We start from the raw sequence: 25,588 nt of genomic DNA, 5'->3' as shown, positions 1-25,588 counted from the left end.
AGGTGGAAGTCCAATCAATCTTGCACCTAATACCTTATCTCCAGGGTTTACATGAATAATCTCTTTTGAGTTCTCTTCAATAAGCTTATAGCATTGCTTTACTCCTGAACGTTGTACAAGTATTTCATAATCATCATTTTGTTGCAAATATGTTTCTAAACAGAAAGACATCTAAATCACCATCATTTTCTTATTTAATAAGTTAGATAAATATAAATTCAATCTCAAATTTAAATATTTTTTTATTTTATTCTAAAGTTTTCAAGTATTGGTCAAACCTTACTTTAATTGGATTTGGATTATGGAATGCTCTTACAGCAATGATATCTGCATCGGTAGAGGATTCTACCATGTCTACAAATTCTGCAACCTCATCACCATCTCTTGAGAATACAATAGCAAGAGCCTTGCATTTTAAGACATGATAATAGGTTATAAAGAAAGTTGCTGCAGCATCCTTGTGAACACAGCCTACCAATAAATCATAATCTCCTTCCTCAATCTCATCCAAACATTTTTCAATGTCTACTCTCTTTTTAACATAAACTCCTTCAGGATCTGAAATATCCAATATCTTTCCAGCTGCAGGATTGCTTGATACAGTAACATCATAGCCCATTTGGCCTAACTTATATGAAGCATACAATCCAATAGGAGTTTGTGAAGGAGCTTCAGGACATCCAAGTAAAACTAATGCTTTCATTTTATCACATCTGTAATTTTTAAATAAAATTATTTTTTATTATAATAACTATCACTTCATATTTATGTTAATTATTATAAATAAAATTAATTAATAGGATAGAAAAATAGATTGATAAAATAGATTGAAAAATAAAGTGAAAAAAATGAAAAAAGTGAAAAATAGAAAAGCAATAATTAAAAAATAAGAAAAGAAAAGATTTTGATCAAACTTTTTTAAAAGTTTGAGTTATTCTTCACCATCTCCACCATTATAGACGGAACCTGGTGTGAATGGATCCAATGGATGAGTCTCCATCCAATATCCACAGTTCCAGCAACGACCACTACTATCCAATGGATAACCGCAAATAGGACAAATAAGCATAATAATCACCTAATAAATTAGCTCCTCAAGGCAAGTATTCATCATTATAATCATCATAGTCATAATCATCAGGACTGCCGAAATGAGCCATATATCCACATACCCAACAGTTTCCTTCGTCGTCTAATTCACTTCCACAAGCAGGACATAAACCATACATAAAATTCCCCCTATTGAATTTGAATATTTTATTTAATAATTATAATGATTATAGTTACATTTAAAGTTTTCTATATTGTTAAGAATCGATAATCAATAGCAACTAATCAATACTTGCGTACAGAATAAAGCTCATCCCTATAGAATACATGATTGTAATCCAATTCCTCATCTAAATTCACCAACTTATAGGGCATGTCTCCTCTCTGATAAATCAATAGATCCGTAGCGCTGAAATCACTCAATTCATAAATGACATAATCAATGATATCCTGTTCCTCCTTGCTGAAGTTAAACAAGGGAATCTGTCTGATGTAATATCTTTTGATTAAATAATAGTAGTAGACTTCCTGCCTGTAATACAGATTATGAGACCTTATCAAATGGTTCATGACCTCATTGAAATGCTTGGGAACTATTCCAATTCTTGACTTTGAATAGATCTCATTGGTTAACGATTCTCCATACAATTCATAATAATTGAAGTCAATAAAATAGAGCAAAACCGAAATTACGGTTTTTCCAAGATTCTCCTTATGTGTGCAACGTGATATAATGTATAGTATAACTTTGATGTACGTTTCTTTTTTAAAATCCATATTAAACACCAATCATCAATTCAATAATCAAATAAACCAAATCTAATGATTCAAATTTAATATTGTAAATTAAAAAAGAGTAACCATATGAACACTAAAATATTAGTTTCAACTTGCTATTAAAAGGAAAGAAAGAGCATATGAAAATTAATGAAAAAATAATGAAAAAATAATAAAAATATTTATATATAATAAAATTAAAAGGTACCTATAGAAAAATTATTTAAAGGTACCTTTAAAAAAAACTTAAGAGAATAAAATCATGAATTTTACTAAAACATTGAAAACTATAGGAAAACTTCTTAGCCCATTAAAAAAGAGCATAATTCCTCTTTTTCTTATTGCTGCATTCCTGATCATTGATGTTTACTGTAACCTGACTCTGCCTAAATACACTGCAGACATTGTAGACATTGGGATACAGAACACAGATTTCAACTACATAATAAGTGTAGGAACCATGATGATGGCAATGGTTTTAATAGGAGTGTTGGCTACAATAGGGCTCTCATACTTTTCAAGTAAAGTCTCAGCAGCTTATGGAAGAGATTTAAGAAAAATAAGCTATGATAAGATTTTGAAGTTTTCAAACTTTGAATTGAACAAGATATCAAGAGCATCACTCATTACACGTAATACAAACGATGTATATCAAATACAAATCTTTTTAGGCCTGTTCTTTACTACAATACTCTTTTCACCTATATTAGGTATAGGAAGCATACTCAAGGCAATGGAGCTTGGAACAAACCTTTTATGGATTATTGGAGTGACATTTGCCGCTGCAATCATACCATTCATCATAATATTCATCAGAACTGTTCCTTACTTCAAGGTAATGCAGGAACTTACCGATAAGATCAACCAGATATCAAGGGAAATATTGTTGGGAATTCCTGTAATCAAGGCATTCGTAAGACAGGAATACGAAGAGGAAAGATTTGGAGAAACCAATGAAGACTTCAGATCAGTTAACTTAAAGGTCTTCAGAATCCTTTTGGTCTTACTGCCTGCAATGACATTGCTTCTAAACCTAATGATAGTTCTCATCCTATACTTTGGAGCATATGATGCAATCCAAGGCAAGATATTAACTGGAACAATCATAGCATTCATCCAATACGCTACACAAATCGTAATGGCATTTTTAATGATGGGTGGATTCCTTGTCATGATTCCAAGGATTTTGGTATCTGGAAGACGTGTTGCTGAAGTGATAAATACTGAAATAACAATCAGCGATGGCCCGATCGATAAAATAGAGGATAACCCTACAATTGAATTCAAGGATGTTGTCTACACTTATCCTGGAAGTGAGAATGAAACATTGAAAGACATCAACTTCAAATTGGAAAAGGGAAAAACCACTGCCATAATCGGAGGAACAGGAAGTGGAAAGTCTACAATCCTGAATCTCATACCTCGCCTTCAGGATGTAACCGGCGGCGAAATATTGGTCAACGGCAATAATATCAAAGATTACAAATTAACCACCTTGAGAGAAAGAATCTCCTATGCTCCTCAAAAGGCCATTCTTTTTGAAGGAACAATAAGGTCAAATATGCTGATAGGTAAAGAGGATGCAAGTGATGATGAGATTAGAAAAGCATTGGATATGGCAGAGGTGGACTTTATAGAAAGCTTAGAGGATGGAGTTTCACAAGGAGCTTCCAATTATTCCGGAGGGCAAAAGCAACGTCTACAGCTTGCAAGATCCATATTGGCTGAACGTGACTTCTACCTATTTGACGACTGCTTCTCTGCACTTGACATGAATACAGAGGCAAAGGTGAAGGAAAACCTAAAAAGCCTAAAGGAAAATTCCTCAATGCTTATTGTTTCACAGAGAATTTCAACAATCATGGATGCTGATGAGATAATCGTACTTGATGAAGGTGAGATAATCGACAAGGGCACTCATGACTATCTGAATGAAAACTGTACCATTTACAGAGAAATCGTATCTTCACAGATAGACCGTTCCAAAGACTTCTTGTATGAGGATGAGGAATCCTCCAATTATATCCTTGATACAAGCTACATTAAGAAATCTGCAGGAGGTAAATGATATGGCAAGAAAACCAAGAAGACTGCCTCCTGAAAAACCGGCAAACGCCAAGCAATCAATAAAGAACATATTCTCTCTCTTGACAGGATATAAATTGAAGCTAAGCTTGACAGTTATCTGCGGAATCATATCAACAGTATTTTCAGTCATAAGCCCTCTTTTAATCGGATTTGCCACAACTGCAATATTTGATGGGATAAACTCTGGAAACATGAACATAGAGCATATCATCAATCTGCTCATTGCAATCGTGGTTCTATACTTCATAAGTGCAGCCTTCTCATATCTTCAAAGTTATTTCCTGCTTGATATTACAACTGACATAAGCTATAATCTAAGAAAGGATCTTGTTGAAAAGGTAACTCACTTGTCAATGGGTGATTTGGACATAAACACCAGAGGAGACATATTATCAAGAATCACAAACGATGTAGACTCCCTCCAATCAGGAATTGTCCAAACATTCAACCAATTATTGACTGGGGTAATCACTATAATCGGTGTTACAGTGATGATGCTCTCCATTAACCTATGGCTAACCCTTACCACAATAGTATTGGTTCCAATCGCTTTAGTGATTATAACATACATAACCAAATACTCACAGGATTACTATCTAAAGCAGCTAAGATACAGAGGTAACCTGAATGGTCAAATTGAGGAATCCTTTACAGGCCATGAAATCATTAGAGCATTCAATCAGGAAGAGGAATCCATGAGAATCTTTGAAGTGGAAAATGAAAAATGGTATGAACAGGAATGGAAATCCAAGTTCTTCTCAAGCCTATCAGGTCCTTTTGTACATTTCATTTCCAATCTCCAATATGTTATCATATCTGTTCTTGGAGCAGTTCTCGTACTTCAAAGGGCAATAAGTGTTGGAGACATTTTGGCATTTATCCAATACTCCAAAAACTTCACAACCCCTATTGAACAGATAACAAGAATTATGAATATGATACAGACTGCAATGGCTGCAAGTGAAAGAATATTCGAATTCCTTGAAATAAAGGTTGAAGAAAACCCTTCACAAGAGCAAATCAATGCAATCAATGATGAAATCAGCTTTGAAAATGTCAACTTCGGTTACAGCGAAGATGAACTGGTACTCAAAGACCTTTCATTTAAAGTCAAGAAGGGAGAGAAAATAGCTATTGTAGGTGAAACCGGAGCAGGAAAAACAACAATAGTTAAACTGCTTATGAGATTCTATGACCTGAATAGCGGTGAGATAAAGATTGATGGAGTCAACATCAACAATTACGACAAGCATAGCGTAAGATCCCTTGTAGGAATGGTGCTTCAAGACACTTGGCTATTCAATGACACCATATATAACAACATTCGCTATGGTAAGTTGGATGCCACTGAAGAGGAAGTCATAAACGCTTCAATAGAGGCTCATGCAGACCATTTCATCAGGCAAATCCCTGAAGGATACGAAAGCGAACTTAACGAAGATGCAGACAATATCTCACATGGTCAAAAGCAGCTCCTAACAATTGCAAGAACAATCCTTTCAAACAAGCAGATATTGATTTTGGATGAAGCAACATCTTCAGTTGATACAAGAACTGAAAAAATCATCCAAGAGGCTATGGATAAGTTGATGAAGGATAGAACAAGCTTCATCATTGCTCACAGATTGTCAACTGTCAGAAATGCAGATAAGATAATTGTAATTGAAGACGGACACATCATAGAGCAAGGAAGCCATGAAGAGCTATTGGAGCAAAAAGGATATTACTACAATACCCTTAATACACAAAATAAGGAGAGTATCATATGAATAAGGAAAATAATTCAAACCATCATTTTGATTTTGATGAGGTAAATAATGAATTATTGTTCCATAAATTCATTATGGTAAATGAGATTCTGGATAGAAGGATAAAAAAGCAAAATCCAGAAATGAAAAGCATTACAAAGGGACAAGGCAGATTGATTCTTCTTTTAAAAAGAAAAGATGGGTTCTCTACTAAGGAACTATCTGAAATATTGAATATCAGTGTCACTTCCCTTAATGAAACATTGAATAAGCTTGAACAGCAAAACCTCATCAGAAAAGTTCCATCTCCTAAAGACAAAAGGGTTCTTCTTGTCGAATTGACAGAAGAGGGAAAAGCCTTAGAATTTAAGAATCATGAGGATACTGATATCTTTGACACTTTAAGTGAAGAGGAAAAGGAAAATCTGAATGAATATTTGAATCGCTTAACCTTAGCTCTGCATAAGAAATTCGAGGAAGAAAACCCTGAAAGATATGAAAAGATAATTAAAAACAGAAAGGAAATCTTTGAGAAATACTTTAAGGAAGATGATCCGAATGGAGAATGGTTGAAAATGATGAAATTCGATAAAAAACGATAAAAATAGAATACTGAAAAAATCAAATAACCATAATAAGAAAAGAAAAAAATAGAATATTAAAAAAATAATTAAGAGTGAAAACTCTTAATTATAACTCTTTTTAACCTATTGGAGTACAAATCCACCGTTAGGTGAAATAACTTGTCCAGTTAAGTAGCCAGCAGTCAAGATGTATTCAAGTGCACCTGCGATTTCTTCCACTTCACCAATGTGGCCGAGTGGGATGGTTGCTGCAAGAGCGTTTAATTCATCTTGGTTTACTCCACGTAACATGTCTGTCATGATCATACCCGGAGCGATTGCATTTACACGTACTTTTCTAGGAGCAAATTCCAAAGCTAATGCACGGCATAATCCGATTACACCTGTTTTAGCGGCACAGTAATCAGCCTGGTTAATTACACCAGTTAATCCGCCGACAGAAGCAGTACATACGATAGCAGTTTCACGGTCTACCATATATGGCAGACATAAGTGGCACATGTGCATCATACTTACAAGATTTGTATTAATTACTCTTTCATAGTCTTCAGGCTGCAAGTCAATGAAGTTGGAGTTGTTTGTGATACCTGCATTGTTTACCAAAGCATCAATTTCCTCACCGAATGCTTCAACGGTTGCTTCGACTAATTTTTTACAGTCTTCAAATACACTTACATCAGCCTGAACAGCAATGGCTTCCACACCATATTCTGATTTGATTTCTTCGATTAAATCTTCGGTTAACTGTTTTGAAGAGTCGCTTCTGTAGTTGATAGCTACATTATATCCAAGTTCACCTAACTTTAAAGCCATAGCTTTACCGATTCCTCTGGATCCACCAGTAATAATTGCATTTTTTGCCATATTTTTCACCTAAATTATTTTGTAATATTAAATAGTTTTTTAGGAATACTTAAACTTTTTGAAAATAATTAAGAAAAAATAGAAAAACGTTAAAAAAATATGGTGAAAAATAGTATTCAAGTATACTATTATTCATATGCTTTAGAATTAGATAACTTTTCTCAGTAAAACACTGGTATTGTTTGAATTTCCTATAGGAAGCAGCATGACTTCCTTGTGGAATCCTCTAAGAATGGTATCAGTTAACGGTGCATAAAGAATTGCCCTCATACCGCTGTATGTTCTGACAAGCACAGGTGTCTTTTCATCGACAATTTCCCAAACATTGGAAAATACCCTATCTTTAGGCTCAGCAAATGCAGCTACCATCAATATATCAAAATCAATGTCTTTGAGTGAAGTTTCATCACCGACAATTATCTCTATTCCATCGTCAAGACCTAACTTTTTAATGACTTCCCTGGATAATTCAGCCACTTCTTCCTGGATTTCAATACCGATACACTTACATCCGAATTTCTCTCTAAATAAAATCAATGTTAACGGCAAGGGTCCGCTTCCTACAAAAACGAAAGTCTTATCCTCATGCCAATGTGCCAATTTGGATTCGTTTGTAAGAAGTCCCTGATATCTTTCATAAAAATGAAAAGTGTCTAAAGTTGCCTTAGGATCCTCTGACTCGATGATTTCTCTTGCATTTGCTGTTTCCAGTCTGGCACCGATGTATAAATAGAATTTTCTGATTAGCTTTAATGCCTCATTCATCTTTTCATCATCTAATATATGCTTTGCTGAGTCAAAGTCTATAGTATCATCATGTGCTATAACTTCTATTTCATCAAGTAAAGAAGTTATCTCATCCAAATCAACAACGTCCAAATCATCGATTTCATCAATACCATAATTTTCCAGCTTATTAGCAATTTCTTCTATTTTTGGCCAATATTTCCAGCAACTCATTAAATCACCTGTTAAATTATTTATTAATATAAGTAAATAAACTTTAATATTTTTTAATGAAAATTTATAAATTTATTAAAAATGACCGGAAGCAAATGCTCTTCCCATGAGTCAAATTTCAAAGTCAATCCAGTATGGTCAAAGAGAAAAAGAAACTTCCAAACATGATGGTCTGAATATCACATTTTTTAAAAAACTCAATATATGCCTTTCAATCATTATCCCTGACCCCATCTTTTCTCCACCTAAAGCAGAGATACAAAGTGAGCTAAATAACTATTAGCTATGAAAACTACAGCATCCATCATCACCAATGTCATCTTCTTCCCAAAGGAGATTCGAAAACGAAAAAAATAACACCTTTAAAAATCTCCTAACTTTTTTGAAGTTTTTCAATGCCCAGTAAAAAATTATTTATATCAAATTATATTTAAAAATAACTCATTTTAAAAAGCAATATTGCTTTTAACAAGTAAAAATCAAAACGAAAGTAATATTAATTTAATTTACTGAATAAATTATAGAAACAGAATAATTTAGATACTATAAAAAATAATAATTAATTAAACGAATATCATGACACTTTTGATATTTCCTCTTGGGTAGAAAGGTCTGAATTTTTAATTTTACCCAAGTTTTTTTCTCATTTTAAAACATTGGAATTAAAGAATAAACCGTTACTAAAATCACCACAGTCAATATGACAATAGCTCCCAAAGGAACTTTTTTCCAGGAAAGGCCTGCTGCAACAACAGCTCCAATCAAACCGATATACCACAACTGACTGTCAACCGTCAATACGCCGGGACATATTAATGCTGCCAAAGCAGTGTAAGGAATCAAATTCAGGAACTTTTCCACTTTCGGGCCGAAATTCAACCTATCAACAAATATTGCCGGAATCAGACGAGGTATGAACGTTACAAGAGCGCAGCCTAAAATAACCAGATTAATGTTAATCATTTGAAGCCTCCATGAATGAATCATCCACAATATACATTCCAATCAATGCCCCTATGAGCGTGGATAAAATCAGCGACCAGTTGCCGACAACAAACTGGAGAATAACGTTTAATACTGCAGTTAACACTACAAGCAATCCCAGACGTTTATTGTTTTTAACTGCAGGAACAAGAATAGCTATAAAGAGTGCATATAATGATATGTTGAAACTGTTGGTAACGATTACCGGCAGAAAATCAAGGACAAATACACCGATTACTGCACCTAAAATCCATGAAAGCCAGGATGATAAAGCCAATCCCGCATAAAACCACATTGATGATTCCTTTTCAAAGGAAAAAAGTGCAAAGGTCTCATCAGTAACGATATGGGCGGTCAGTATATTTCCTAAAAGTGAATTTTCCTCCATTTTATTATAAACTGCAGTATTCATTACCATATACCTTAAATTTACAACAAAATTAGTCAGTATGATTGCTATTGCGGTAGCACCGTTTGCAACCATGGTTGCACCTATTATTTCACCTGCTCCGGCATATACCAGAACGGAAAATGAAACTGTCTGGAACGGATTGAAGCCTGCTTTTAAGGCAAGTGCAGCATAACCTATACCCATAGGAATATAACCCAGCATTACGGGAACGGCACTCCTAAATCCAAATAAAAACTTATCCGTTCTAGATTTAATAAAAAACACCCAAAAAAAGAATTATGATAATCTGTTACTGATTTGATCGGTTGTTATCAATCCTTCAACAACAAAATTCTCATCAACAACAGGCAAACATGAAATGTCATATTTGCGCATCATTTTTGAAATGTTCTCAATTGAATCTGTTGAATGACAGAATTTAACGGTTGTCGTCATTATATCAATCAGATTATCGCTGTTGGTTGCAATTGACTTTGACAAGTCCCAACTGGTAAGAATACCAATCAGCTTATTGTCATCCGTAACAACAGGAAGGTGCGTGACATTCTTTTCAAGCATTAATGTAGCCGCTTTTTTAACGCTGTCCTCTTCCCTGATGGTTGTAACCTCAGTGGTCATTAAATCTGCAACAACATTATCTGACAGGAATTTTGACAAGAGATAATTGAGCTGTCCCTTTTCAAGCAGAAATGCATCATGACCGAAATTTGATTTGATTTCTGAAAATGAAACCTCAACGTCATTTGCATTGAGTGCAGCCACAATTTCAGTACTTTGCTCTGTAGGATATAGCCAATCTGAATCAACAGATATGACTTCAAGTTTACATTGCACATCCCTAAATCCTTCAATTACTGAATTGTCAATTGCCAAATCAAACAGATCAACTGCTTTTGTGATATATAAATAACTGTTAGCGTCAAAACGTTTTACAAAAGATTCACCCTGATGGTGTAGATAACTTTCAACCTGGAAATCCAATGAAAAATCATAGCTGATTTCATCCTTATCCTGCAGGTCACGTCCGAATTTGATATACATTGATTCATCGCTTAAATAGGTAATATGCGCAATCATACGAGCTACAGACAGCCCATTTTTAGGAATCTTGCCTGTACCGTAATAATTACCCTTATTCCAGTTAGGATCTGAAAATATTGATTGACGGCCAACCTCATTGAATGCAATCTGCTGAGGAGAGGACCTTGCGGTTGTAGCAATTGGAATAGCTTTTTTCATCATTTCAGGATAGCTGACAGCCCATTGAAGAACCTGCATTCCCCCCATTGAGCCTCCAACAACTGCATATAATTGATTAATGCCGAAAGAATCAACCAGTACCTTTTGAACATCAACCATATCCTTAATGGTGATTACCGGAAAATCAAGCCCGTATTCCTCACCAGTTAAAGGATTTATTGAACTTGGACCTGTCGTTCCCTTACATCCCCCCAGGACATTGGAACAGATGATAAAGTATTTTTCGGTATCCAATACTTTTCCGGGTCCGATAACGATTTCCCACCAGCCGGGTTTTTTGTCCCCAACATGCCAGCCGGCAGCATGAGCATCCCCGGTCAATGCATGACAAACCAATATGGCATTGTTTTTTTCATTATTCAATTCACCATAAGTTTCATAAGCCACAGTAATCTTTTCTAATGATTTGCCGCTTTCCAATATAAAAGGTTCGTCAATATTAAAAAATTTTGTCTCAACAATACCAACTGAATCCTTATCCATTAAAATCACCTAATTAAATTCAAATTTCTCATAGCTTCCCTTGCAGCAGCCTGTTCTGATTCTTTTTTATTTTTTCCTTTTCCGATTCCCATTTTTTCATCATCAAGATAAATCGCCATGATAAATGTTTTATCATGGGGAACTCCATGCTCTTCAAGAAGCACGTATTTTATATTAATTTCCCTGGAATCGCAGTATTCCTTTATTTTTGACTTGTAGTCATTGAAAAATACCTTTTCATCATCAATATATCTGAAAATGATTTTTGCAATGAATCTTTTTGTAAATGCCAGACCCTGATCCAGGAACAGCGCACCCAAAAAGGATTCGAATATGTCTGAAGTGATTGACAATACCTCATTATCGGTCAGATTCATTTCATCGACAGACACTTTCAGATATTCTTTCAGACCAAGTTCATGTGAATAATGAATTAATGCTGCCTGACATACGAAGTTTGCTCTGAGTTTCGTTAATTTACCTTCCCCATATTTAGGATATTTCTTATAAAGATACTCCGAAACCAGCATATTCAATATGGAATCACCCAAGAATTCCAAACGTTCATAGTCATACTTAATTCCGTGCACTGTCGCATAGGAACCGTGCATGAAAGCCATTTTGTAATAATCCTCATTATTCGGTTCAATATCAAACTTTTCAAATAAATTCATGTTAAAGCCCATAATTAATATTATATGGATATAACTATAATTTTTAATTTATATAAACTTCATCATATATAACAATTGTGATATAATACTCTTCAAACGCTCTCGCTCTTTGCTTATATATGAATAAAGTTTAAATTAGAATCAGGATTTGGTAATATGATTGTAAACTGGAAAGAAGAAATGACAAAAATCGACCCTGACATAAAATTCAGAGCACAGGGCGGCTGGTTAAAAACAGTAGAAGAGCTTGACAAAAGTGTAACGAACGGATACTCACTTGTAGGAGATTTCGTAAAGGCAGGAGACTTTGAAGAAGAATATTCAGAAGGCCTCTATCTTGACTGCAACAAGGAAGGAACCGCCAAAAAACCACAGACAGACTACAGACTATTCAGATTCAGGGACGGTAAAGTAAGACTGCTGGACCTGGTCATTGATGCTCCAAGAAGCTGGGCACAGGAATTTTGGGATGCTGTGGAAGAAGAACTCTAAAAAGAGTTAATAAAAACTCTTTTTTATAAGATATGATGAAGTGTACAGCAAGCGCAGGTAGGATCAAAGTAATTGTCCTTCGGCATGCTTTGGGCAGGCTGCATAATAAGTGATACTTCAAAAACAGAATCAGAATCCATACTGGCTTTTTTAACCACATTGGACAAGCCCCTGTAGCTTACGGGAATCGCTCCTGTCTGTGAGATGTCATAATAGAAAAGTTCTCCTGAATTGAAATCAGAGAAAAATTCATCAAGCTGCTTTACCTGTCTTGGAGACATTGAAAAGTTAACGCTCATTAACTTGTCCTGTCTTTGCTTGATTCCGACATATCGAGTATTAACCGCTAAACTGTCACCGTTATCCCTTGTAAAAACAATGCATTCATCCAGATTAATGTTTTCCTTTTGGGCCAAATCGTTTAACTGAGACATTAAATCACCTTAAAAAGAGCATTGAAATATTTGAATTAAATTATGATAAAAAAAGTGTTTTGAATGAAGATTAAATTAATAATCTCCAATAATTTTATACCAACTTAAACTAATCTTTGTCTAGTAGTTGGTTTTTTATTTTGCCAGCTGTATCTTCTTAATTTACTGGATCTACCGAATCCACAAGAAGCACAGACTTTTTTACGTACGTGGTAAGTGTTTCTACCACATCTTCTGCATCTGATATGGGTCTTTTTATTCTTTTTACCCATTGATGGAGTTCCCTTTGCCATTGATACACCTCCTCCTATTATATTAAATTATTTTTAGTTAGCTTAAAACAATTATTGAATAATATTTATGGTGAAATATAAACAATATTGTCTCCTCTAATGAGGACAACACCTAATCTTCTAGTAACTTCTCCATCCTGTAACTCTTCAGCGTCGTTGAGAACTAAGTTCATGTGTAAGTCGAAGCTTTTGAGTATACCTCTGAATTCACGGTCTCCTTTGAGTTTGATTAAAACTGGAGCATCGATAGATTTTCCTAACGCATCAAGTGGTCTTTGAACATTTTGTCCGCTCATTATATCACCTTATATTACCATTAATTGTATTTTTTTATAGTTTTTTAGAAAAGTAATAAGTCTTAAAACAATTACTTGTATTAGAAATAATATAATCAAGTTTAGATAAGACAAAACCTAATTAAAACTAATAATAAATTATATAATCTTCCTAATATATAAAGGTTAGTATTTTTAAGCTAAATAATACTCATCAATTGCTCTCTCGCACTTTTCTTTTATAATATATAGCATTAAACAATTAAATACTATGGCATTCAATAAGAAGGAATACACCAAATTACTCTCATACATACTCTCAAACTGCTACGACAAACCGCATGTCGGAAAGACAGTTATAACCACAGCACTCTACTTTACCGATTTTAACTACTATGAACTCTACGGAAAATCACTGACCAAAGAAAGATACCTTAAATCCAAAAAGGGAATATATCCAAAGCATTTCAACAAGGTAACCGAAGAGCTAATCGAAAGAAAGAAAATATACTTCAGAAAGGAGCCCTATTATCACACAACACTTCACAAATATTATCTAAAGGAAATACCCAACATCAAATACCCCGAAAAGAAAAGAAACATCATAAACACAAGCATCCGCTATCTCATTACCAGAAATGCGACAAGCCTTCTGAAATACCTAAGCAAAGACCCTCCCTTTAAAAATACAGACTATAACCAGGAGATTGATTACAATAATGTATACTTTAGGGATTCGAGATATTCAGTTAGAAAAAAATTTATAAATTTATAAAATCAAAAAATATCATATTAAATAAAAAGGGAAAAACCATGGCAATAAAAGTTAAAAAAAGAAATTTCTTAAAAAAGAAAAAAATAAAGCAAATAAAAAATGATTTAGGCGAATACGGAGGATTGCTTGAAAACAAAAAGAATGTTGAAATCCTTGAAGCCGAACCGAATTCATTTATCCTTGTAGACGGCGAACCTTACATCATAATAATAGATGACAAGGCATTTCCAACATTGAAAGCTGCACTTGCCAATGAAATTGATGGAAAAACAGTTACAGTGGATATGGGAGCAGTACGCTTTGTAACAAACGGAGCAGACATAATGAGTCCGGGAATTGTGGCTGCAGATGATGATATCACACCTGGAGACATTGTCCTGATTGTGGATGAAACACACAACAAGCCTCTGGCCATTGGAGTCAGTTTAATAACCGGAGAGGAAATGGTTGAAAACGACTCCGGAAAAGCAATCGAAACAAAACATTTTGTTGGCGATGAAATCTGGAACTTTGAACTGTAGGTGATATTAATGGCTGAATTACGATACAGAGCAGGAAAAATTCGTGACCCTGGAGTCCACAAGGTAGGAATAATCGCACTTGGATCCCATCTGGAAAACCATGGTCCTGCACTGCCGATAGATACCGATGCAAAGATAGCTGCACACATCGCATTTCAATCATCCCTAAAATCAGGAGCTAAATTTTTAGGAATAATCTTTCCAGCATACGAACTGGATGAAATAGACCATGGCATACACGTTTCCCTCGATGTATTGAAAGAAAATGTTATAGAAACATTGAATTCAGCTAAAAAATTCCTTGATGTTGAAAAAGTCGTTATAGTAAATGCCCATGGTGGAAATCTGCCGTTAATGGCTGAAATCTGGGACATTGAAGATAAGACTGATTTGATAATAGTTATGAACAACAAGATAATCACAACAGAAGGCCCACATGCCGGAAGCGGAGAACTCTCAATGGCAAAAGTTCTGGGCATAATAAACGAAGAAGAAGTAAAAAATCAGGCTAATGTGAATAAATACATTGAAGTTGGCCTTCACGGATTTAAAGAAGCACGTAAAAACGATCCGAATATTGAAGAAGGAGCGCTGGACGTGGAAGAAAATGGAGTATATGTTGATGAAGAATACGGTCATCAACTCTTTAATCTAGCTATTGATACAGTACTCTTCGATATTGAAAAATTACTTGATTTTTAAATATTTAAACTCCTTTTGCAGTCCTGTTGGTTGGAGTAGGACTAGGATCAGGAGTAGGACTAGGACTAGGATCTGGAGTAGGAGTAGTATCCTCTTTTGTCTCTACATTAGAACTGGAACTGCCACTGTCACTATAAGTCTGAACAGAACCCTGGGAACTGGATGAATGATCGGAATTAAAATCAGTTAAGTTTCCAAAAAATCCAGTATCATTAGTATGATTTCCAAAATTAAAATTCAAATGATATGTGCCTGTCATAGCTGCAAAAGCTCCTGCAAAACAAAAAGCTATAACAGAAACCAACAAAATCACCAATACTATTGCAGAACGACTTGCCATATTAAACACCTTTTATGAAAAAATTATTAACAATAATTTGTATAATTAATTATATAAAGGTATAGGAATTTATTATGAAAACGATAGCAAAAGCAGTTGAAAGTGAAATAAATGTCAAAAAGTCACAGTTCATATGCCGTTTATTTCCAACTAAAACCAAAAAGGAAAGTAAAGAAATCATATTGAAAGTCAATGAGCAATATAGCGATGCCACTCACAACTGTACGGCATATATTGTCTCTGACGGTGAAGGATTTGATGATGACGGTGAACCTGGAGGAACTGCAGGTAAACCAATGATTAATGTACTGAGAAAAAATGATCTGCATAATGTTACTGCTGTCGTTACCCGTTATTTCGGCGGGATTAAGCTTGGTGCCGGAGGGCTTGTCAGAGCTTATTCCAAATCCGTTTTAGAAGCCATTAACGAAGCCGAAATATTAGAAGTTGAACTCTATGATGTTTATACTATTGCTTTTGAATACTCAGAAATCAAATTGGTTGACGGTGAAGTGAGAAACAACAATCTTGAAGTCATCAATAAGGACTATTCAGATAAAGTATCATATGATGTTGTTTCAAAAGACTTTAGGGATATTGAACAGATATTTGAGAAATATGCTGGTAAAATCACCGTTAAGTTTAAAGACAAGGAAGTCTTGGTAAAATAACTTACTAATTTTAATAGAAACCATGATTTTTTAGCCGAGACATCTACATCTCATCAATATAAAATATACTTATCACAATCAAAACCAAGAATATTAAAGTAAACACCAATTAAAAAGAAAATTTAATTAAAAATATAAAAATTATTATACGAAAATTAAATAATTATAATGGTTAAATCAAACTAAAAAAAGAAAAGTTAAAGAACAAAAGTTATTGTTCTTCGAAGTTACTTGCATCTACACCGCACATTGGGCAGGTGAAGTCATCTGGTAATTCATCAGCTTCATGAACATATCCACATACTTTACATACAAATGCCATATTACTTCCTCCTTATTCTACTTTACTAAACATATCTTTTGCAGCACCGCACATTGGACATTTGTAGTCATCCGGAAGGTCTTCAAAAGCTGTTCCTTCTGCATCGTCGTCATATACGTATCCACACATATTACATTTCCATTTAGCCATAATATTTATCTCCTTTGTATATATTTAACTAAAATAGTTTTTCAATAATTTAATTTTAGTAGATTGTAATATATAAATTATTCTACTTCTTTAAACATTTTTTTACTGACACCACATTTTGGGCATTTAAATGCATCAGAAAGTTCTGAAAATGGTGTTCCTGGTTCAATTCCACGATCAGGTAAACCTCCGTCCTCATCATAGATAAATCCACAAAGTTTACATTTCCATTTAGCCATAAAAAATAATCTCCTTTGTATTTGTTATAATTTAATGAACATGAATAATTATTTACAGTTTATTAGGAACTTTCAAATGGTCCGGAAGCGGTTTGATTCTTGCAGGAGTTCCGATAGCCAAATAAAATGGCGGTACACTGTGAATTACAATAGCTCCGGCAGCTACAATGGATCCTTCTCCAATTTCAACGTTTGATAAAAATGTAGTATTTCCTCCGATTGAAGCTCCTCTTCTTATACGTGGACCTTGGAGTTCATAGTTAATTCTGACAGGATATTTGTCATTTGTAAAACAAGCGCAAGGACCTATAAATACGTTATCTTCAATTACAGAATTAGTCGGGATGTAAACGTTGGACTGGATACTTACATCATTTCCAATTATTACATCACCTTCAATTACGGTGTTTGTTCCAATCAATACATCGTCTCCAATGTTGGTATTTTCCCTGATGACCACATTGTGGCCGGTTCTGAAATTATCGCCGATGACCACATCATTATAGATAATTGAGTTTGATCTTATTGTGTAATTGTTTCCAATCACCGGAGGTTTTGAACTTGGTGAGTATTCAACACCGAACTGGATATTGTCTTTTGGATTGAATTCAAGAGGTTTCTGTATTTGTGGCCTTTCATCCATGATTAAAGTATCATAATCATCACGTCTTTCAACGATTTGAGGTTGCTGTATCACTTGAGGTCTTTCTTCATAAAGGAAAGCTTCTTTTTGATAAACCGGTCTGTTATCTGCAGGAGCCTGTTTTTCAGTTAACCTTGAATATTCAAATTCAAAGTCCTGTGGCATTTCTCTTGTTCTCCTTTCGTTTTGTTTATCTTCAAGTGATGATGAAAATCTTACCATAATATCAAACCTTTTGAAATACTTTGTTAGTAAATTAATTTTTGTAGTTAATTAGTATATATATTAACTGGTTCATTTTCCCAACTTTCAATCGAATCATGAAATGCTTTCACCCAAATAACCCTTACAAAGTTACAAAATCTTTATATAATCTTCAATTAAAATTAATAATAACGAAGGTGTTAATTATGCATTTGAAAGATTTACTTGATAGTTTAGATTTAAGATTAGACTTGCCGCAACACTGGTATTCAACCGACATCAGCGACAACTTTGAAGAAGGAGAACTTATTGAAAACGGCGATGTTGTAGTGATTAAAACTGAAAGTGGAGAAAAACCTAAAAAAATAACAATAGACATCAATGACGGAATGTCAATCGTTACAATCCATCCAAACGGAAAGGAGATTGGCGTGAAATACCTTGACAACAAAGATGACTTTGAATACATTGGAAAAATTAGCGATTTGAAAGACTAATTTTTTCAACTTCTTTTAAATACCCCAACCGCACCATTGAAAAAACTGCGTATTTTATCCTCATATCTGTATGTGAAATATGCTGATAAAACTCCAATGATAAAACCTGCCAGAACGTCCAGAGGATAGTGAACTCCAACATATATCCTTGAAAATCCGATTACAACACCAAATAATATCAAAACAACACTCCAGAACCTGTGCCTGAACTTAAAGACCAGAACGCTTAAGACGGCAAAGGTTGAAGTTGTGTGTCCTGAAGGAAAGGCAGACGGATCATTTTCCACAACCAGCAAATGAACATTGTCCAAATAAACAAATGGTCTTGGCTCGAGAATAATGCTTTTTAAAACTAATGCGATTCCATCAGCCAGCAAAAGTGAAAAGAGACACAATAGTGCTATTCTTTTAATGAACGGTTTTTTAAATATTATTGAGAATATTATTACAATAAGACAAACCGCCAGCATTGCAACAAAACTTCCCAATTCCGTTACAAAAGGCATTATAGCATCGAAAAGCGGATTCTGTAAACCATGATTTATAAAATAAAACAAGTCAATATTAATCAAAATAAACCCCCATATAATATCTTGATTTTAATAATATTTAAATTCTAATGTAAAAAATATGAAATTTCAGTGTCAAATAGAAAAATTGCTGTTCAAAAAAATAACTTAAAACTTTTAATATAAGTGAAAATATTCTACTAAAACTAAAAAAGTAATTTTAATAATATATTAATACTAAATTATGTTCATGATACAATATATATCTATTGTAAAATTTTCATTGTCGAAAGATGAAAAAAATCACATGAATTATATGAAATGAGTCCACACAATTCATTTGAAAATGAAAGATGTAAAATTAGATTACAGTCATGAAATTGGAATTGATTTTAAAAATTTTAATCTGCATATCCAATAGAAAAAATATTAGTGATGAGTGTTAAAAAATTAATTATAACAAATGTGAATCTGGTGAGAAATTGTACGATGAGAAATTCATATTGGATGAGGTCAATAAAATCCGTGATGAAATAGGACATGATGAAGTAAACATCTATATTGAAGAAATATATTTCAATGAAGAGACAGATGAATTATGGATTATAACGGAAGACAGACCGGATAAATCAGCAATTATCGGAAAAGGCGGATGGGTTGTTGGAAAACTGAAAGAAACGCTTGGTCTGGAAAGTATTCATGTTGAAAGCTATGGTGACTTTTTAAACAAGGAATATAAACTGAAGCTATCCAAAAGAACTGTGGAAAATCTTGACCTTGATTTGACAGGTCTTGACAATCTCCGGAAGGTAATTGACGATAAACTGGATAACATTTATAGCTTTAACTATGAAAACTATTTGAATTCACATGAATTTGAAGAAAGTGAAAAAACAGAAGCGGTTGTAGCCCTTTCAGGCGGTGTTGACAGCAGCTTTTCACTGATTTTAGCAAAAAGATTAGGTTTCAACCCTGTAGCCGTTACAGTTGATCCAGGAACGATAATCCTTCCGAACCAGTATAAACTCAACATCAAACACCTGACGGAATCACTTAATGTTCATCATGAATATTTAACTTCAGATTACGGTGAAGTAATAAAGGAATCATTGAGCGGAAAACTTCACCCCTGCGGAAGATGCTCCAAAAACACAGGCGAGATTGCAAAACAATATGCGAAAGATAACGAAATCCCAATAATCATCTTTGGTGATATGCTTGCAACAGGTACACAATGCATAAATAAACAGGACGATTCACTATATCGACTGAACCTTCCGGCAAGTTTATCAACAGGCAAGCAAGAGATAAAATCCTTAATCAGAAAATACAATTTAAGAGAGTTTAAGGGATTCGGATGTCCTCTTCTGTATGAGGTTCACAAAAAGTATCCTCACCTGAAAAAATATTCAATACAAAGAATATTAAGAGAAACCCGTTCACAGGCATTGGAACCCGGTGAGGCTCTGGACCTGATTTGGAGTTTCTACAAAACAAAATAGAAAAAATTAATTTCTAATATTGATTTTATCGGGAAAAGACGGATAAAAATAAGAAACAGATTAATTAGAAATACTCAGTAATTAACAGAAGCTGAGCCTACATGAATACATGTATTCCATTAAAAACCAAATATTTGCTAACTAACCATAGCATTAATAATGCAATTATTATATTTATAAAAAGGAATATATAAAATTTAGGAATACCTAAAAAAATAAGTTAAAGGAAATTAAATTCCTTTTTTCTCAAATTCTTCATTTAAAAATACTTTGATATTATCACGTGCCATTTCAACCATTTCAGGAGCAGGTCCACCAACAACACGTCTGATTTTAACGTTTTCTCTAGGATTTAAAGCGTTTTGAATTAACTCATCATCCAAAGATAACTTGTCAAAGCCCAAATCGACTGCAATATCATCAATGAAAGCAGAAGTAATGTCTTCTTCAGCCATATTATTTGCAGTGGCTTCGTTTACAATACGGCCAACAATTTTATGAGCAGTTCTGAATGGAATCTGTTTTTCACGAACCATAATGTCTGCCAAATCAGTTGCGGTTGCAAAGTTACGGCCTGCAAGTTCAGCGCATCTTTCAATGTTGAATTCAACTGAAAGCAGCATACGGGTAACGATTGACAAAGTATCTTCAGTTACCTTAAGCGCATTCCATAAATGAGGAGTGATTTCCTGCAAGTCACGGTTGTAAGTGTATGGAATAGCTTTTAGAATAGTTAAGATTGTAACAAGTTCACCATTGACAATGGTTGATTTTCCACGAGCCAACTCAGCAACGTCCGGATTTTTCTTTTGAGGCATGATAGATGACGTTGATGAGTATTCATCAGCCATTTCTATAACGCCGAACTCATAAGTGCTCCATAAGATTAGCTCTTCACAGATTTTAGATAATGTAGTACATAAACTGGTCAAGTCAAAAACTGTCTCGGCAATGAAATCCCTTGCAGAAACTCCATCCATTGAGTTTTCCAGATAAGCATCAAAGCCCAATAATTTGGTAGTCAGTTCACGGTTAATAGGAAAACTGGTGGTTGCCATAGCTGCACAGCCCAAAGGATTTAAGTTAACACGTTTATATGTATCTTCCAAACGTTCATAATCTCTTTTCAATGCCTGCGCATGAGCCATCAAATGATGGGCAATGGTAATAGGCTGAGCATGCTGCAAATGAGTAAAACCTATGAAAACATCATCAAGGTGCTCTCCGGCCATTTCAACAATGCCTTCAATGAACTCCAAAATGCCAATCTGAATGCCGATGATTCTTTCCCTTAAAACCAGACGGACATCGGTTGCAACCTGATCGTTACGTGATTTTGCAGTATGCATATAACCTGCCTGAGGTCCGATTTTGGAGGTTACATAGTTTTCAATAGCCATGTGAACATCTTCAACTGAAGGATCGAAAACCAATGCACCATAGCCTTCCTCTTTAAGTTCATCCAAAGCGCATAAAATGTTATCTGCAATTTCAGCGTCAATGATACCCTCATGCTTTAACATGGAAGTATGTGCAAAATTAGTTTTAATGTCTGCTTCAAAAATTACTTTGTCAGCCTCTAAAGAAGAAGTATATTCGGCTGCTTCATCAGTCATTCCTGTTTTAAATCTACCATTTCTTATATTATCCACAAGAATCACCTTAAAAATTAAAAAAAAGAAAAAGATTTAATTAAAAATCTTATTTTTTCATTTCAGTGTATCCGCATTTACCACAAGCTACTCTGTCACCATGGTCTGCCATGAATACACCTTCACCACAACGAGGACAAATTTGGTTTTTTCTTTCAATTTTGTCGCCATCTACTTTGTAAAGATCTGATTTTCTTACCATTAAAATCACCTATTCTTCTTCATCTTCAGCTGGTTCAGCAGCTTCAGTGTTTTTAGCAATTACATGTTTAGTTTCAATGTATTCTAAATCTTCTACAGTATCGTAAACTTTAGCATAACCTAATGCTTTAGGTTCGCCGTAGTGTGGCTGTACATTGTCAACAACGATTAATTCCTTTTTGGTATTTAATAAAGCAACCAATTTAGATTTGATGTCTAAAACTTTAGGAGTTGCTTCCCCATCGTAATCAACATAAAATTTAATTTCTTTTCTGTTAAACAATTTATTTTCTTTTTCTTCAATAAAATCGATTTCCATAATAAAACCTCATTCGTTTATTTCAATAAATCCGTCAATAAGCTTTTGAGCCTTATTTATTAAATCACCAGATTTTAAAAGCACCAACCCTTCATTGGGCTGACCATACAATATGGTAGTTTCTGGTTTTGCCATCAAGATGCAAGGAAGAACTGCAAGATCTTCTTCCCCTGCTACTTCAATTACATAACATTCGCCACTGTTAGATAATTCAAGAGCTTGGCCTATGGTTTCCCATAGATCATCCGTAATGGTTCCAGCGGGATTGTCCACCTTTAAAATATGGTTTGCACGTATAATTTCATGAGTATGATTTTTTCTTTGAATTAGATTGTCAATTATACCGATATGCGGATATAATTTGTATTTGGTAAGATTTGCAAAAGTTGCATCACCGACAGAAATTAAAAACTCGGAAGACTTGATTTCATCAATTGCATCTTCAAAGTCAGGATATAACTTGCCTAAAGGTTTTTTAAGCTCGGCAATTAAATCCTTATTTTCTGCATCCAACTGTAACACACTTAACACCTATCTTACTCTTAAACAGTATTCGCCTGGAATTTCAATATTCAATTCCTTGGCGATTCTTGAATCTTCGGGATCAGTTATAATTAAAAGACCGCTCCAATTGTCTGAAGTCGGGTTTCCGCAACTTGGACAGTGGTCTTTGCTTGAAATCATTTTACAAACTGTACACGCTTTCATAATTAAGCCTTCTTACTATTTTGTTTTGCTTCTTCAATCCATTCAAATCTACCTAAATTATTTTGTCTCATAGTAAGAGGAATTTTGGAATTCCTGTTATTGTCGATATTATTGGTAGATTCATCCTTAATGGAAACACTGACAGCACGAGCTCTAACAAGATCTCCTTCATCCAAAGTTTTGTTAGATTCTTTTGCTATTAATGCACCTCTTTTAGCATCATAATTAATATAGTCATCAGTAACTTGAGATACGTGAATCAAACCGTCCATAGGCCCAATTCTTACAAAAGCACCGTAATCAACAATATCAATTACTTCACCATCAAAGATTTCATGTTGTTCTGGTTTAAAGAAAATTGCCTCGAATACAACATTATGATATGAAGCTCCGTCACCCATAATGAGTCTTCCTTCACTAATTTCATCTATTGCATTGACACAAATAAGTAAACCAAGTTTTTTGTCTAAACGACCTTCATAGGTTTCGTTTAAGGTCTGAATAGCAACCTCTTCGAGAGGATTTTCAAATCTGTAAGGTGGTATTCTTACAGTATCCTCAATTTTTGTTTTATAATACAAAATAATCCCTCATTTTTTTAATAAGTTTAATTAATATTATATTTTACCTTCAACAGCAATATATTTTTTTTGTCTTAAATACACAACGGTTATTCCCTTGTCTTTTGCTCGATTTTTTAATTCAATATCATTTGTAGCTAAAACTTCTGAAACTCTAAGTAACGCATCATCCACAGTTTCGTTTTCAAGTAATGAAATATCCTTTATTTCAACTTTTGAAGAATTAGCCAGTTTTAAGGCCAAATTTGCATTCAACCTTACTTTTCCTTTATTATTTCTTTTTAAACCCTTCAATTCATTGATAACAAAGTTTGGAGTAATTAATTTATAAGAAGGTAATTTATTTTCAAGTTCAGTGATTATATCCACATTGAACTGAAAAGGAACCATAAAAAAATTGGTATCAATCACAACTTCTTTAGAGTTCATCATTTACCTCTACTGTATAATACCGTAACCAATTAATCTCCAACGAGCACCGACTCTACGACTTAAAGCGACTCTATCGCCAGGGCTTGCACAAACCGGCAATTTAAGAGTAACCTCGACATCATTTTTCTTAGCGGAAGTAACAACACCAATAGTAGTTGTAGTACCACAATTAATCATTAATGGTTCTTTGATTTTGATTGGAGCAACTTCACGTTCCTCTTTAGTTCCTACAACACGGTCAAGTAAATTAGCTTCCATTGTAAAACCGTCCAATACTTCAGGCAAAGTACCTTCTTCACCGGCGACAGTTCCGGATAATGAATCTGATTTGGTTAAAGATGGATCCAATTTGGTTGCAATACCAACAAGTCCGCCGGGACCGATTTCTTCAACTTGCTTACCGTTTGCTTCAAGACCGATAATCTCTGATTTTAAGACAACCCTTTTACCGTTGTTGGTAGGGCCAGGTCTGATTTCAATGGTATCGCCAAGCTTGAAGGTACCCTGGACTAATGTTCCACCGATAACTCCACCCTTGATTTTATCAGCGCCGGAACCAGGTTTATTGATATCGAATGATCTTGCAACATGCATTAAAGCGGTATCATCAACATTCCTTTCAGGAGGTTGAATCTGCTTGAGCATTGCTTCAATCAATATATCCATGTTAGCGCCTTGTTGAGCGGATACTGGTATTATTAAAGCGTCTTCAGCACAAGTACCTTTAACAAATTCCTTTATTTCATTATAACTTTCAATAGCTCTTTCTTTTGAAACAATATCAATTTTGTTTTGAACTACTATAACATCCTTAACACCAATTACATCAAGTGCCATAAGATGTTCTTTGGTTTGTGGTTGTGGACAAGACTCATTTGCAGCAATTACTAACACTGCACCATCCATAATTGCAGCACCAGATAACATAGTTGCCATAAGAGTTTCGTGACCTGGAGCATCAACAAATGATACTTTTCTTATTAATTCGGTTTCACTCCCACAGATTTCACATACATCAGAAGTAGTGTAGCATTCAGGTTCTCCGCATTCAGGACATTTTCTAAATTCAATGTCTGCGTAACCCAAACGAATTGAAATACCTCTTTTTGTTTCTTCACTGTGAGTATCAGTCCATACACCTGATAATGCCTTAGTAAGAGTAGTCTTACCATGGTCTACGTGACCAACCAAACCTATGTTAACATCTGACTGTACGTTCACAGATAACCACCTTTTTTATTA

Annotated in this window: 38 protein-coding genes; 10 read left to right on the top strand and 28 right to left on the bottom strand. The window is 34.4% G+C overall.

Annotation, left to right across the window (positions count from 1 at the left end):
* The 5 genes from ACKI44_RS08380 to ACKI44_RS08360 form a co-directional block, all read right to left on the bottom strand.
* On the bottom strand, positions 1–171 hold a 171-nt coding region (locus ACKI44_RS08380), incomplete at its 3' end, for a DUF1894 domain-containing protein (RefSeq protein WP_407423393.1).
* A 76-nt stretch (positions 172–247) separates the two neighbouring features.
* Complete coding sequence (locus tag ACKI44_RS08375; protein WP_407423389.1) at positions 248–703, bottom strand: DUF1890 domain-containing protein; 456 nt, start codon at positions 701–703, stop codon at positions 248–250.
* 228 nt (positions 704–931) lie between these two features.
* A complete protein-coding gene (locus tag ACKI44_RS08370) occupies positions 932–1,069 on the bottom strand; it encodes a hypothetical protein (RefSeq protein WP_407423387.1) in 138 nt (45 codons plus the stop codon).
* A gap of 25 nt (positions 1,070–1,094) precedes the next feature.
* Positions 1,095–1,229: a hypothetical protein gene (locus ACKI44_RS08365; RefSeq protein WP_407423385.1), complete on the bottom strand. Its 135-nt coding sequence runs from the start codon at positions 1,227–1,229 to the stop codon at positions 1,095–1,097.
* Between the two features lie 106 nt (positions 1,230–1,335).
* Entirely contained in the window at positions 1,336–1,827 is a 492-nt protein-coding gene (locus tag ACKI44_RS08360) for a type II toxin-antitoxin system antitoxin SocA domain-containing protein (protein WP_407423383.1), read from the bottom strand.
* A gap of 262 nt (positions 1,828–2,089) precedes the next feature.
* Between ACKI44_RS08360 and ACKI44_RS08355 the strand changes: the two genes are divergently transcribed.
* Genes ACKI44_RS08355 through ACKI44_RS08345 form a run of 3 tightly spaced genes read left to right on the top strand, consistent with a single transcriptional unit; the run spans position 2,090 to position 6,265 of the window.
* Entirely contained in the window at positions 2,090–3,895 is a 1,806-nt protein-coding gene (locus ACKI44_RS08355) for an ABC transporter ATP-binding protein (protein WP_407423381.1), read from the top strand.
* Position 3,896: 1 nt separating this feature from the next.
* Positions 3,897–5,684, top strand: coding sequence for an ABC transporter ATP-binding protein (locus ACKI44_RS08350; RefSeq protein ID WP_407423379.1), 1,788 nt, complete (start codon positions 3,897–3,899; stop codon positions 5,682–5,684).
* A complete protein-coding gene (locus ACKI44_RS08345) occupies positions 5,681–6,265 on the top strand; it encodes a MarR family winged helix-turn-helix transcriptional regulator (protein ID WP_407423377.1) in 585 nt (194 codons plus the stop codon). The genes ACKI44_RS08350 and ACKI44_RS08345 overlap by 4 nt, the downstream gene beginning before the upstream one ends.
* A 105-nt stretch (positions 6,266–6,370) precedes the next feature.
* Here the strand turns inward: ACKI44_RS08345 and ACKI44_RS08340 are convergent, their stop codons facing one another.
* From ACKI44_RS08340 to rnc, 6 genes are all read right to left on the bottom strand, one after another.
* Positions 6,371–7,111 (bottom strand): 3-oxoacyl-ACP reductase family protein, encoded by a 741-nt coding sequence (locus tag ACKI44_RS08340; protein ID WP_407423375.1) that lies wholly within the window; start codon positions 7,109–7,111, stop codon positions 6,371–6,373.
* A gap of 147 nt (positions 7,112–7,258) precedes the next feature.
* Entirely contained in the window at positions 7,259–8,071 is an 813-nt protein-coding gene (locus ACKI44_RS08335) for a nicotianamine synthase family protein (protein ID WP_407423373.1), read from the bottom strand.
* Positions 8,072–8,719: 648 nt separating this feature from the next.
* Complete coding sequence (locus tag ACKI44_RS08330; protein WP_303737236.1) at positions 8,720–9,034, bottom strand: AzlD domain-containing protein; 315 nt, start codon at positions 9,032–9,034, stop codon at positions 8,720–8,722.
* Positions 9,027–9,668, bottom strand: a complete 642-nt coding sequence (locus tag ACKI44_RS08325; RefSeq protein WP_407423370.1) for an AzlC family ABC transporter permease — start codon at positions 9,666–9,668, stop codon at positions 9,027–9,029. Before ACKI44_RS08325 ends, ACKI44_RS08330 begins: the two co-directional genes overlap by 8 nt.
* A 75-nt stretch (positions 9,669–9,743) precedes the next feature.
* Complete coding sequence (locus ACKI44_RS08320; RefSeq protein ID WP_407423368.1) at positions 9,744–11,210, bottom strand: homoserine O-acetyltransferase; 1,467 nt, start codon at positions 11,208–11,210, stop codon at positions 9,744–9,746.
* 5 nt (positions 11,211–11,215) lie between these two features.
* Positions 11,216–11,884: a ribonuclease III gene (rnc, locus tag ACKI44_RS08315; protein WP_407423366.1), complete on the bottom strand. Its 669-nt coding sequence runs from the start codon at positions 11,882–11,884 to the stop codon at positions 11,216–11,218.
* 156 nt (positions 11,885–12,040) lie between these two features.
* On the opposite strand from rnc, the gene ACKI44_RS08310 reads away from it, so the two are divergent.
* On the top strand, positions 12,041–12,376 hold the full coding sequence (locus ACKI44_RS08310) for a hypothetical protein (RefSeq protein ID WP_407423364.1): 336 nt from the start codon (positions 12,041–12,043) through the stop codon (positions 12,374–12,376).
* 23 nt (positions 12,377–12,399) lie between these two features.
* Here the strand turns inward: ACKI44_RS08310 and ACKI44_RS08305 are convergent, their stop codons facing one another.
* From ACKI44_RS08305 to ACKI44_RS08295, 3 genes are all read right to left on the bottom strand, one after another.
* Positions 12,400–12,810 (bottom strand): hypothetical protein, encoded by a 411-nt coding sequence (locus tag ACKI44_RS08305; RefSeq protein ID WP_407423362.1) that lies wholly within the window; start codon positions 12,808–12,810, stop codon positions 12,400–12,402.
* Between the two features lie 104 nt (positions 12,811–12,914).
* A complete protein-coding gene (locus tag ACKI44_RS08300) occupies positions 12,915–13,103 on the bottom strand; it encodes a 50S ribosomal protein L37e (protein ID WP_303737229.1) in 189 nt (62 codons plus the stop codon).
* 65 nt (positions 13,104–13,168) lie between these two features.
* Positions 13,169–13,399 carry an LSm family protein gene (locus tag ACKI44_RS08295; RefSeq protein WP_058738966.1) on the bottom strand — a complete coding sequence of 77 codons (231 nt, stop codon included), beginning with the start codon at positions 13,397–13,399 and terminating at the stop codon, positions 13,169–13,171.
* Positions 13,400–13,649: 250 nt separating this feature from the next.
* Between ACKI44_RS08295 and ACKI44_RS08290 the strand changes: the two genes are divergently transcribed.
* Genes ACKI44_RS08290 through arfB form a run of 3 tightly spaced genes read left to right on the top strand, consistent with a single transcriptional unit; the run spans position 13,650 to position 15,376 of the window.
* Positions 13,650–14,153 (top strand): type II toxin-antitoxin system antitoxin SocA domain-containing protein, encoded by a 504-nt coding sequence (locus ACKI44_RS08290; RefSeq protein ID WP_407423359.1) that lies wholly within the window; start codon positions 13,650–13,652, stop codon positions 14,151–14,153.
* A 38-nt stretch (positions 14,154–14,191) separates the two neighbouring features.
* The gene (locus ACKI44_RS08285; protein ID WP_407423357.1) at positions 14,192–14,674 is read left to right on the top strand and encodes an RNA-binding protein; all 483 of its coding nucleotides are present in this window, start codon (positions 14,192–14,194) and stop codon (positions 14,672–14,674) included.
* A 9-nt stretch (positions 14,675–14,683) separates the two neighbouring features.
* On the top strand, positions 14,684–15,376 hold the full coding sequence (arfB, locus tag ACKI44_RS08280) for a 2-amino-5-formylamino-6-ribosylaminopyrimidin-4(3H)-one 5'-monophosphate deformylase (protein WP_407423355.1): 693 nt from the start codon (positions 14,684–14,686) through the stop codon (positions 15,374–15,376).
* Positions 15,377–15,380: 4 nt separating this feature from the next.
* On the opposite strand, the gene ACKI44_RS08275 is transcribed toward arfB, so the two are convergent.
* Positions 15,381–15,716 (bottom strand): hypothetical protein, encoded by a 336-nt coding sequence (locus ACKI44_RS08275; protein WP_407423353.1) that lies wholly within the window; start codon positions 15,714–15,716, stop codon positions 15,381–15,383.
* 74 nt (positions 15,717–15,790) lie between these two features.
* On the opposite strand from ACKI44_RS08275, the gene ACKI44_RS08270 reads away from it, so the two are divergent.
* Positions 15,791–16,387: a YigZ family protein gene (locus ACKI44_RS08270; RefSeq protein WP_407423351.1), complete on the top strand. Its 597-nt coding sequence runs from the start codon at positions 15,791–15,793 to the stop codon at positions 16,385–16,387.
* A gap of 211 nt (positions 16,388–16,598) precedes the next feature.
* Here the strand turns inward: ACKI44_RS08270 and ACKI44_RS08265 are convergent, their stop codons facing one another.
* The 4 genes from ACKI44_RS08265 to ACKI44_RS08250 form a co-directional block, all read right to left on the bottom strand.
* A complete protein-coding gene (locus ACKI44_RS08265) occupies positions 16,599–16,709 on the bottom strand; it encodes a rubredoxin-like domain-containing protein (protein ID WP_058738961.1) in 111 nt (36 codons plus the stop codon).
* A 12-nt stretch (positions 16,710–16,721) separates the two neighbouring features.
* Positions 16,722–16,859 carry a rubredoxin gene (locus tag ACKI44_RS08260; RefSeq protein ID WP_303737223.1) on the bottom strand — a complete coding sequence of 46 codons (138 nt, stop codon included), beginning with the start codon at positions 16,857–16,859 and terminating at the stop codon, positions 16,722–16,724.
* Positions 16,860–16,936: 77 nt separating this feature from the next.
* A complete protein-coding gene (locus ACKI44_RS08255) occupies positions 16,937–17,098 on the bottom strand; it encodes a rubredoxin (protein WP_407423348.1) in 162 nt (53 codons plus the stop codon).
* A gap of 52 nt (positions 17,099–17,150) precedes the next feature.
* A complete protein-coding gene (locus tag ACKI44_RS08250) occupies positions 17,151–17,741 on the bottom strand; it encodes an acyltransferase (RefSeq protein WP_407423391.1) in 591 nt (196 codons plus the stop codon).
* A 410-nt stretch (positions 17,742–18,151) separates the two neighbouring features.
* Here ACKI44_RS08250 and ACKI44_RS08245 point away from each other — a divergent pair, with 410 nt between their 5' ends.
* On the top strand, positions 18,152–18,442 hold the full coding sequence (locus ACKI44_RS08245; RefSeq protein WP_407423346.1) for a hypothetical protein: 291 nt from the start codon (positions 18,152–18,154) through the stop codon (positions 18,440–18,442).
* 5 nt (positions 18,443–18,447) lie between these two features.
* On the opposite strand, the gene ACKI44_RS08240 is transcribed toward ACKI44_RS08245, so the two are convergent.
* A complete protein-coding gene (locus ACKI44_RS08240) occupies positions 18,448–19,014 on the bottom strand; it encodes a phosphatase PAP2 family protein (protein WP_407423344.1) in 567 nt (188 codons plus the stop codon).
* 419 nt (positions 19,015–19,433) lie between these two features.
* Here ACKI44_RS08240 and ACKI44_RS08235 point away from each other — a divergent pair, with 419 nt between their 5' ends.
* Positions 19,434–20,453, top strand: a complete 1,020-nt coding sequence (locus tag ACKI44_RS08235) for an ATPase (RefSeq protein WP_407423342.1) — start codon at positions 19,434–19,436, stop codon at positions 20,451–20,453.
* Between the two features lie 230 nt (positions 20,454–20,683).
* Here the strand turns inward: ACKI44_RS08235 and argH are convergent, their stop codons facing one another.
* From argH to ACKI44_RS08195, 8 genes are read right to left on the bottom strand one after another with little or no spacing between them, the layout of a single operon-like run.
* Positions 20,684–22,105 carry an argininosuccinate lyase gene (gene argH / locus ACKI44_RS08230; protein ID WP_407423340.1) on the bottom strand — a complete coding sequence of 474 codons (1,422 nt, stop codon included), beginning with the start codon at positions 22,103–22,105 and terminating at the stop codon, positions 20,684–20,686.
* A gap of 49 nt (positions 22,106–22,154) precedes the next feature.
* Complete coding sequence (locus ACKI44_RS08225) at positions 22,155–22,307, bottom strand: 30S ribosomal protein S27ae (RefSeq protein ID WP_149730994.1); 153 nt, start codon at positions 22,305–22,307, stop codon at positions 22,155–22,157.
* 9 nt (positions 22,308–22,316) lie between these two features.
* Entirely contained in the window at positions 22,317–22,625 is a 309-nt protein-coding gene (locus tag ACKI44_RS08220) for a 30S ribosomal protein S24e (RefSeq protein WP_407423338.1), read from the bottom strand.
* Between the two features lie 9 nt (positions 22,626–22,634).
* Complete coding sequence (locus ACKI44_RS08215; protein WP_407423336.1) at positions 22,635–23,147, bottom strand: GTP-dependent dephospho-CoA kinase family protein; 513 nt, start codon at positions 23,145–23,147, stop codon at positions 22,635–22,637.
* 9 nt (positions 23,148–23,156) lie between these two features.
* Positions 23,157–23,333, bottom strand: a complete 177-nt coding sequence (gene spt4, locus ACKI44_RS08210; protein WP_407423334.1) for a transcription elongation factor subunit Spt4 — start codon at positions 23,331–23,333, stop codon at positions 23,157–23,159.
* 2 nt (positions 23,334–23,335) lie between these two features.
* On the bottom strand, positions 23,336–23,914 hold the full coding sequence (locus ACKI44_RS08205; RefSeq protein WP_407423332.1) for a DNA-directed RNA polymerase: 579 nt from the start codon (positions 23,912–23,914) through the stop codon (positions 23,336–23,338).
* 36 nt (positions 23,915–23,950) lie between these two features.
* Complete coding sequence (locus tag ACKI44_RS08200; protein ID WP_407423329.1) at positions 23,951–24,343, bottom strand: PIN domain-containing protein; 393 nt, start codon at positions 24,341–24,343, stop codon at positions 23,951–23,953.
* A gap of 9 nt (positions 24,344–24,352) precedes the next feature.
* Positions 24,353–25,567, bottom strand: a complete 1,215-nt coding sequence (locus tag ACKI44_RS08195) for a translation initiation factor IF-2 subunit gamma (RefSeq protein WP_407423327.1) — start codon at positions 25,565–25,567, stop codon at positions 24,353–24,355.
* Between the last annotated feature and the right edge of the window lie 21 nt (positions 25,568–25,588).

It is taken from the genome of Methanobrevibacter sp., from assembly GCF_045646205.1.
GTDB lineage: Archaea > Methanobacteriota > Methanobacteria > Methanobacteriales > Methanobacteriaceae > Methanocatella.
The sequence above is the reverse complement of the archived record's forward strand: the minus strand, read 5'-3'. Positions and strand labels throughout refer to the sequence as shown.

Coding starts and splice junctions, on each gene's coding strand:
- ACKI44_RS08295 (WP_058738966.1), bottom strand. CDS start 13,399: ATGAGCGGACAAAATGTTCAAAGACCACTTGATGCGTTAGGAAAATCT.
- ACKI44_RS08370 (WP_407423387.1), bottom strand. CDS start 1,069: ATGCTTATTTGTCCTATTTGCGGTTATCCATTGGATAGTAGTGGTCGT.
- ACKI44_RS08290 (WP_407423359.1), top strand. CDS start 13,650: ATGGCATTCAATAAGAAGGAATACACCAAATTACTCTCATACATACTC.
- ACKI44_RS08260 (WP_303737223.1), bottom strand. CDS start 16,859: ATGGCTAAATGGAAATGTAATATGTGTGGATACGTATATGACGACGAT.
- ACKI44_RS08255 (WP_407423348.1), bottom strand. CDS start 17,098: ATGGCTAAATGGAAATGTAAACTTTGTGGATTTATCTATGATGAGGAC.
- ACKI44_RS08365 (WP_407423385.1), bottom strand. CDS start 1,229: ATGTATGGTTTATGTCCTGCTTGTGGAAGTGAATTAGACGACGAAGGA.
- ACKI44_RS08300 (WP_303737229.1), bottom strand. CDS start 13,103: ATGGCAAAGGGAACTCCATCAATGGGTAAAAAGAATAAAAAGACCCAT.
- ACKI44_RS08200 (WP_407423329.1), bottom strand. CDS start 24,343: ATGAACTCTAAAGAAGTTGTGATTGATACCAATTTTTTTATGGTTCCT.
- ACKI44_RS08320 (WP_407423368.1), bottom strand. CDS start 11,210: ATGGATAAGGATTCAGTTGGTATTGTTGAGACAAAATTTTTTAATATT.
- ACKI44_RS08275 (WP_407423353.1), bottom strand. CDS start 15,716: ATGGCAAGTCGTTCTGCAATAGTATTGGTGATTTTGTTGGTTTCTGTT.
- ACKI44_RS08310 (WP_407423364.1), top strand. CDS start 12,041: ATGATTGTAAACTGGAAAGAAGAAATGACAAAAATCGACCCTGACATA.
- ACKI44_RS08285 (WP_407423357.1), top strand. CDS start 14,192: ATGGCAATAAAAGTTAAAAAAAGAAATTTCTTAAAAAAGAAAAAAATA.
- ACKI44_RS08345 (WP_407423377.1), top strand. CDS start 5,681: ATGAATAAGGAAAATAATTCAAACCATCATTTTGATTTTGATGAGGTA.
- ACKI44_RS08220 (WP_407423338.1), bottom strand. CDS start 22,625: ATGGAAATCGATTTTATTGAAGAAAAAGAAAATAAATTGTTTAACAGA.
- arfB (WP_407423355.1), top strand. CDS start 14,684: ATGGCTGAATTACGATACAGAGCAGGAAAAATTCGTGACCCTGGAGTC.
- ACKI44_RS08305 (WP_407423362.1), bottom strand. CDS start 12,810: ATGTCTCAGTTAAACGATTTGGCCCAAAAGGAAAACATTAATCTGGAT.
- ACKI44_RS08265 (WP_058738961.1), bottom strand. CDS start 16,709: ATGGCATTTGTATGTAAAGTATGTGGATATGTTCATGAAGCTGATGAA.
- ACKI44_RS08225 (WP_149730994.1), bottom strand. CDS start 22,307: ATGGTAAGAAAATCAGATCTTTACAAAGTAGATGGCGACAAAATTGAA.
- ACKI44_RS08340 (WP_407423375.1), bottom strand. CDS start 7,111: ATGGCAAAAAATGCAATTATTACTGGTGGATCCAGAGGAATCGGTAAA.
- ACKI44_RS08270 (WP_407423351.1), top strand. CDS start 15,791: ATGAAAACGATAGCAAAAGCAGTTGAAAGTGAAATAAATGTCAAAAAG.
- ACKI44_RS08325 (WP_407423370.1), bottom strand. CDS start 9,668: ATGCTGGGTTATATTCCTATGGGTATAGGTTATGCTGCACTTGCCTTA.
- ACKI44_RS08245 (WP_407423346.1), top strand. CDS start 18,152: ATGCATTTGAAAGATTTACTTGATAGTTTAGATTTAAGATTAGACTTG.
- ACKI44_RS08360 (WP_407423383.1), bottom strand. CDS start 1,827: ATGGATTTTAAAAAAGAAACGTACATCAAAGTTATACTATACATTATA.
- ACKI44_RS08350 (WP_407423379.1), top strand. CDS start 3,897: ATGGCAAGAAAACCAAGAAGACTGCCTCCTGAAAAACCGGCAAACGCC.
- ACKI44_RS08335 (WP_407423373.1), bottom strand. CDS start 8,071: ATGAGTTGCTGGAAATATTGGCCAAAAATAGAAGAAATTGCTAATAAG.
- ACKI44_RS08330 (WP_303737236.1), bottom strand. CDS start 9,034: ATGATTAACATTAATCTGGTTATTTTAGGCTGCGCTCTTGTAACGTTC.
- rnc (WP_407423366.1), bottom strand. CDS start 11,884: ATGAATTTATTTGAAAAGTTTGATATTGAACCGAATAATGAGGATTAT.
- ACKI44_RS08250 (WP_407423391.1), bottom strand. CDS start 17,741: ATGGATGAAAGGCCACAAATACAGAAACCTCTTGAATTCAATCCAAAA.
- ACKI44_RS08375 (WP_407423389.1), bottom strand. CDS start 703: ATGAAAGCATTAGTTTTACTTGGATGTCCTGAAGCTCCTTCACAAACT.
- spt4 (WP_407423334.1), bottom strand. CDS start 23,333: ATGAAAGCGTGTACAGTTTGTAAAATGATTTCAAGCAAAGACCACTGT.
- ACKI44_RS08355 (WP_407423381.1), top strand. CDS start 2,090: ATGAATTTTACTAAAACATTGAAAACTATAGGAAAACTTCTTAGCCCA.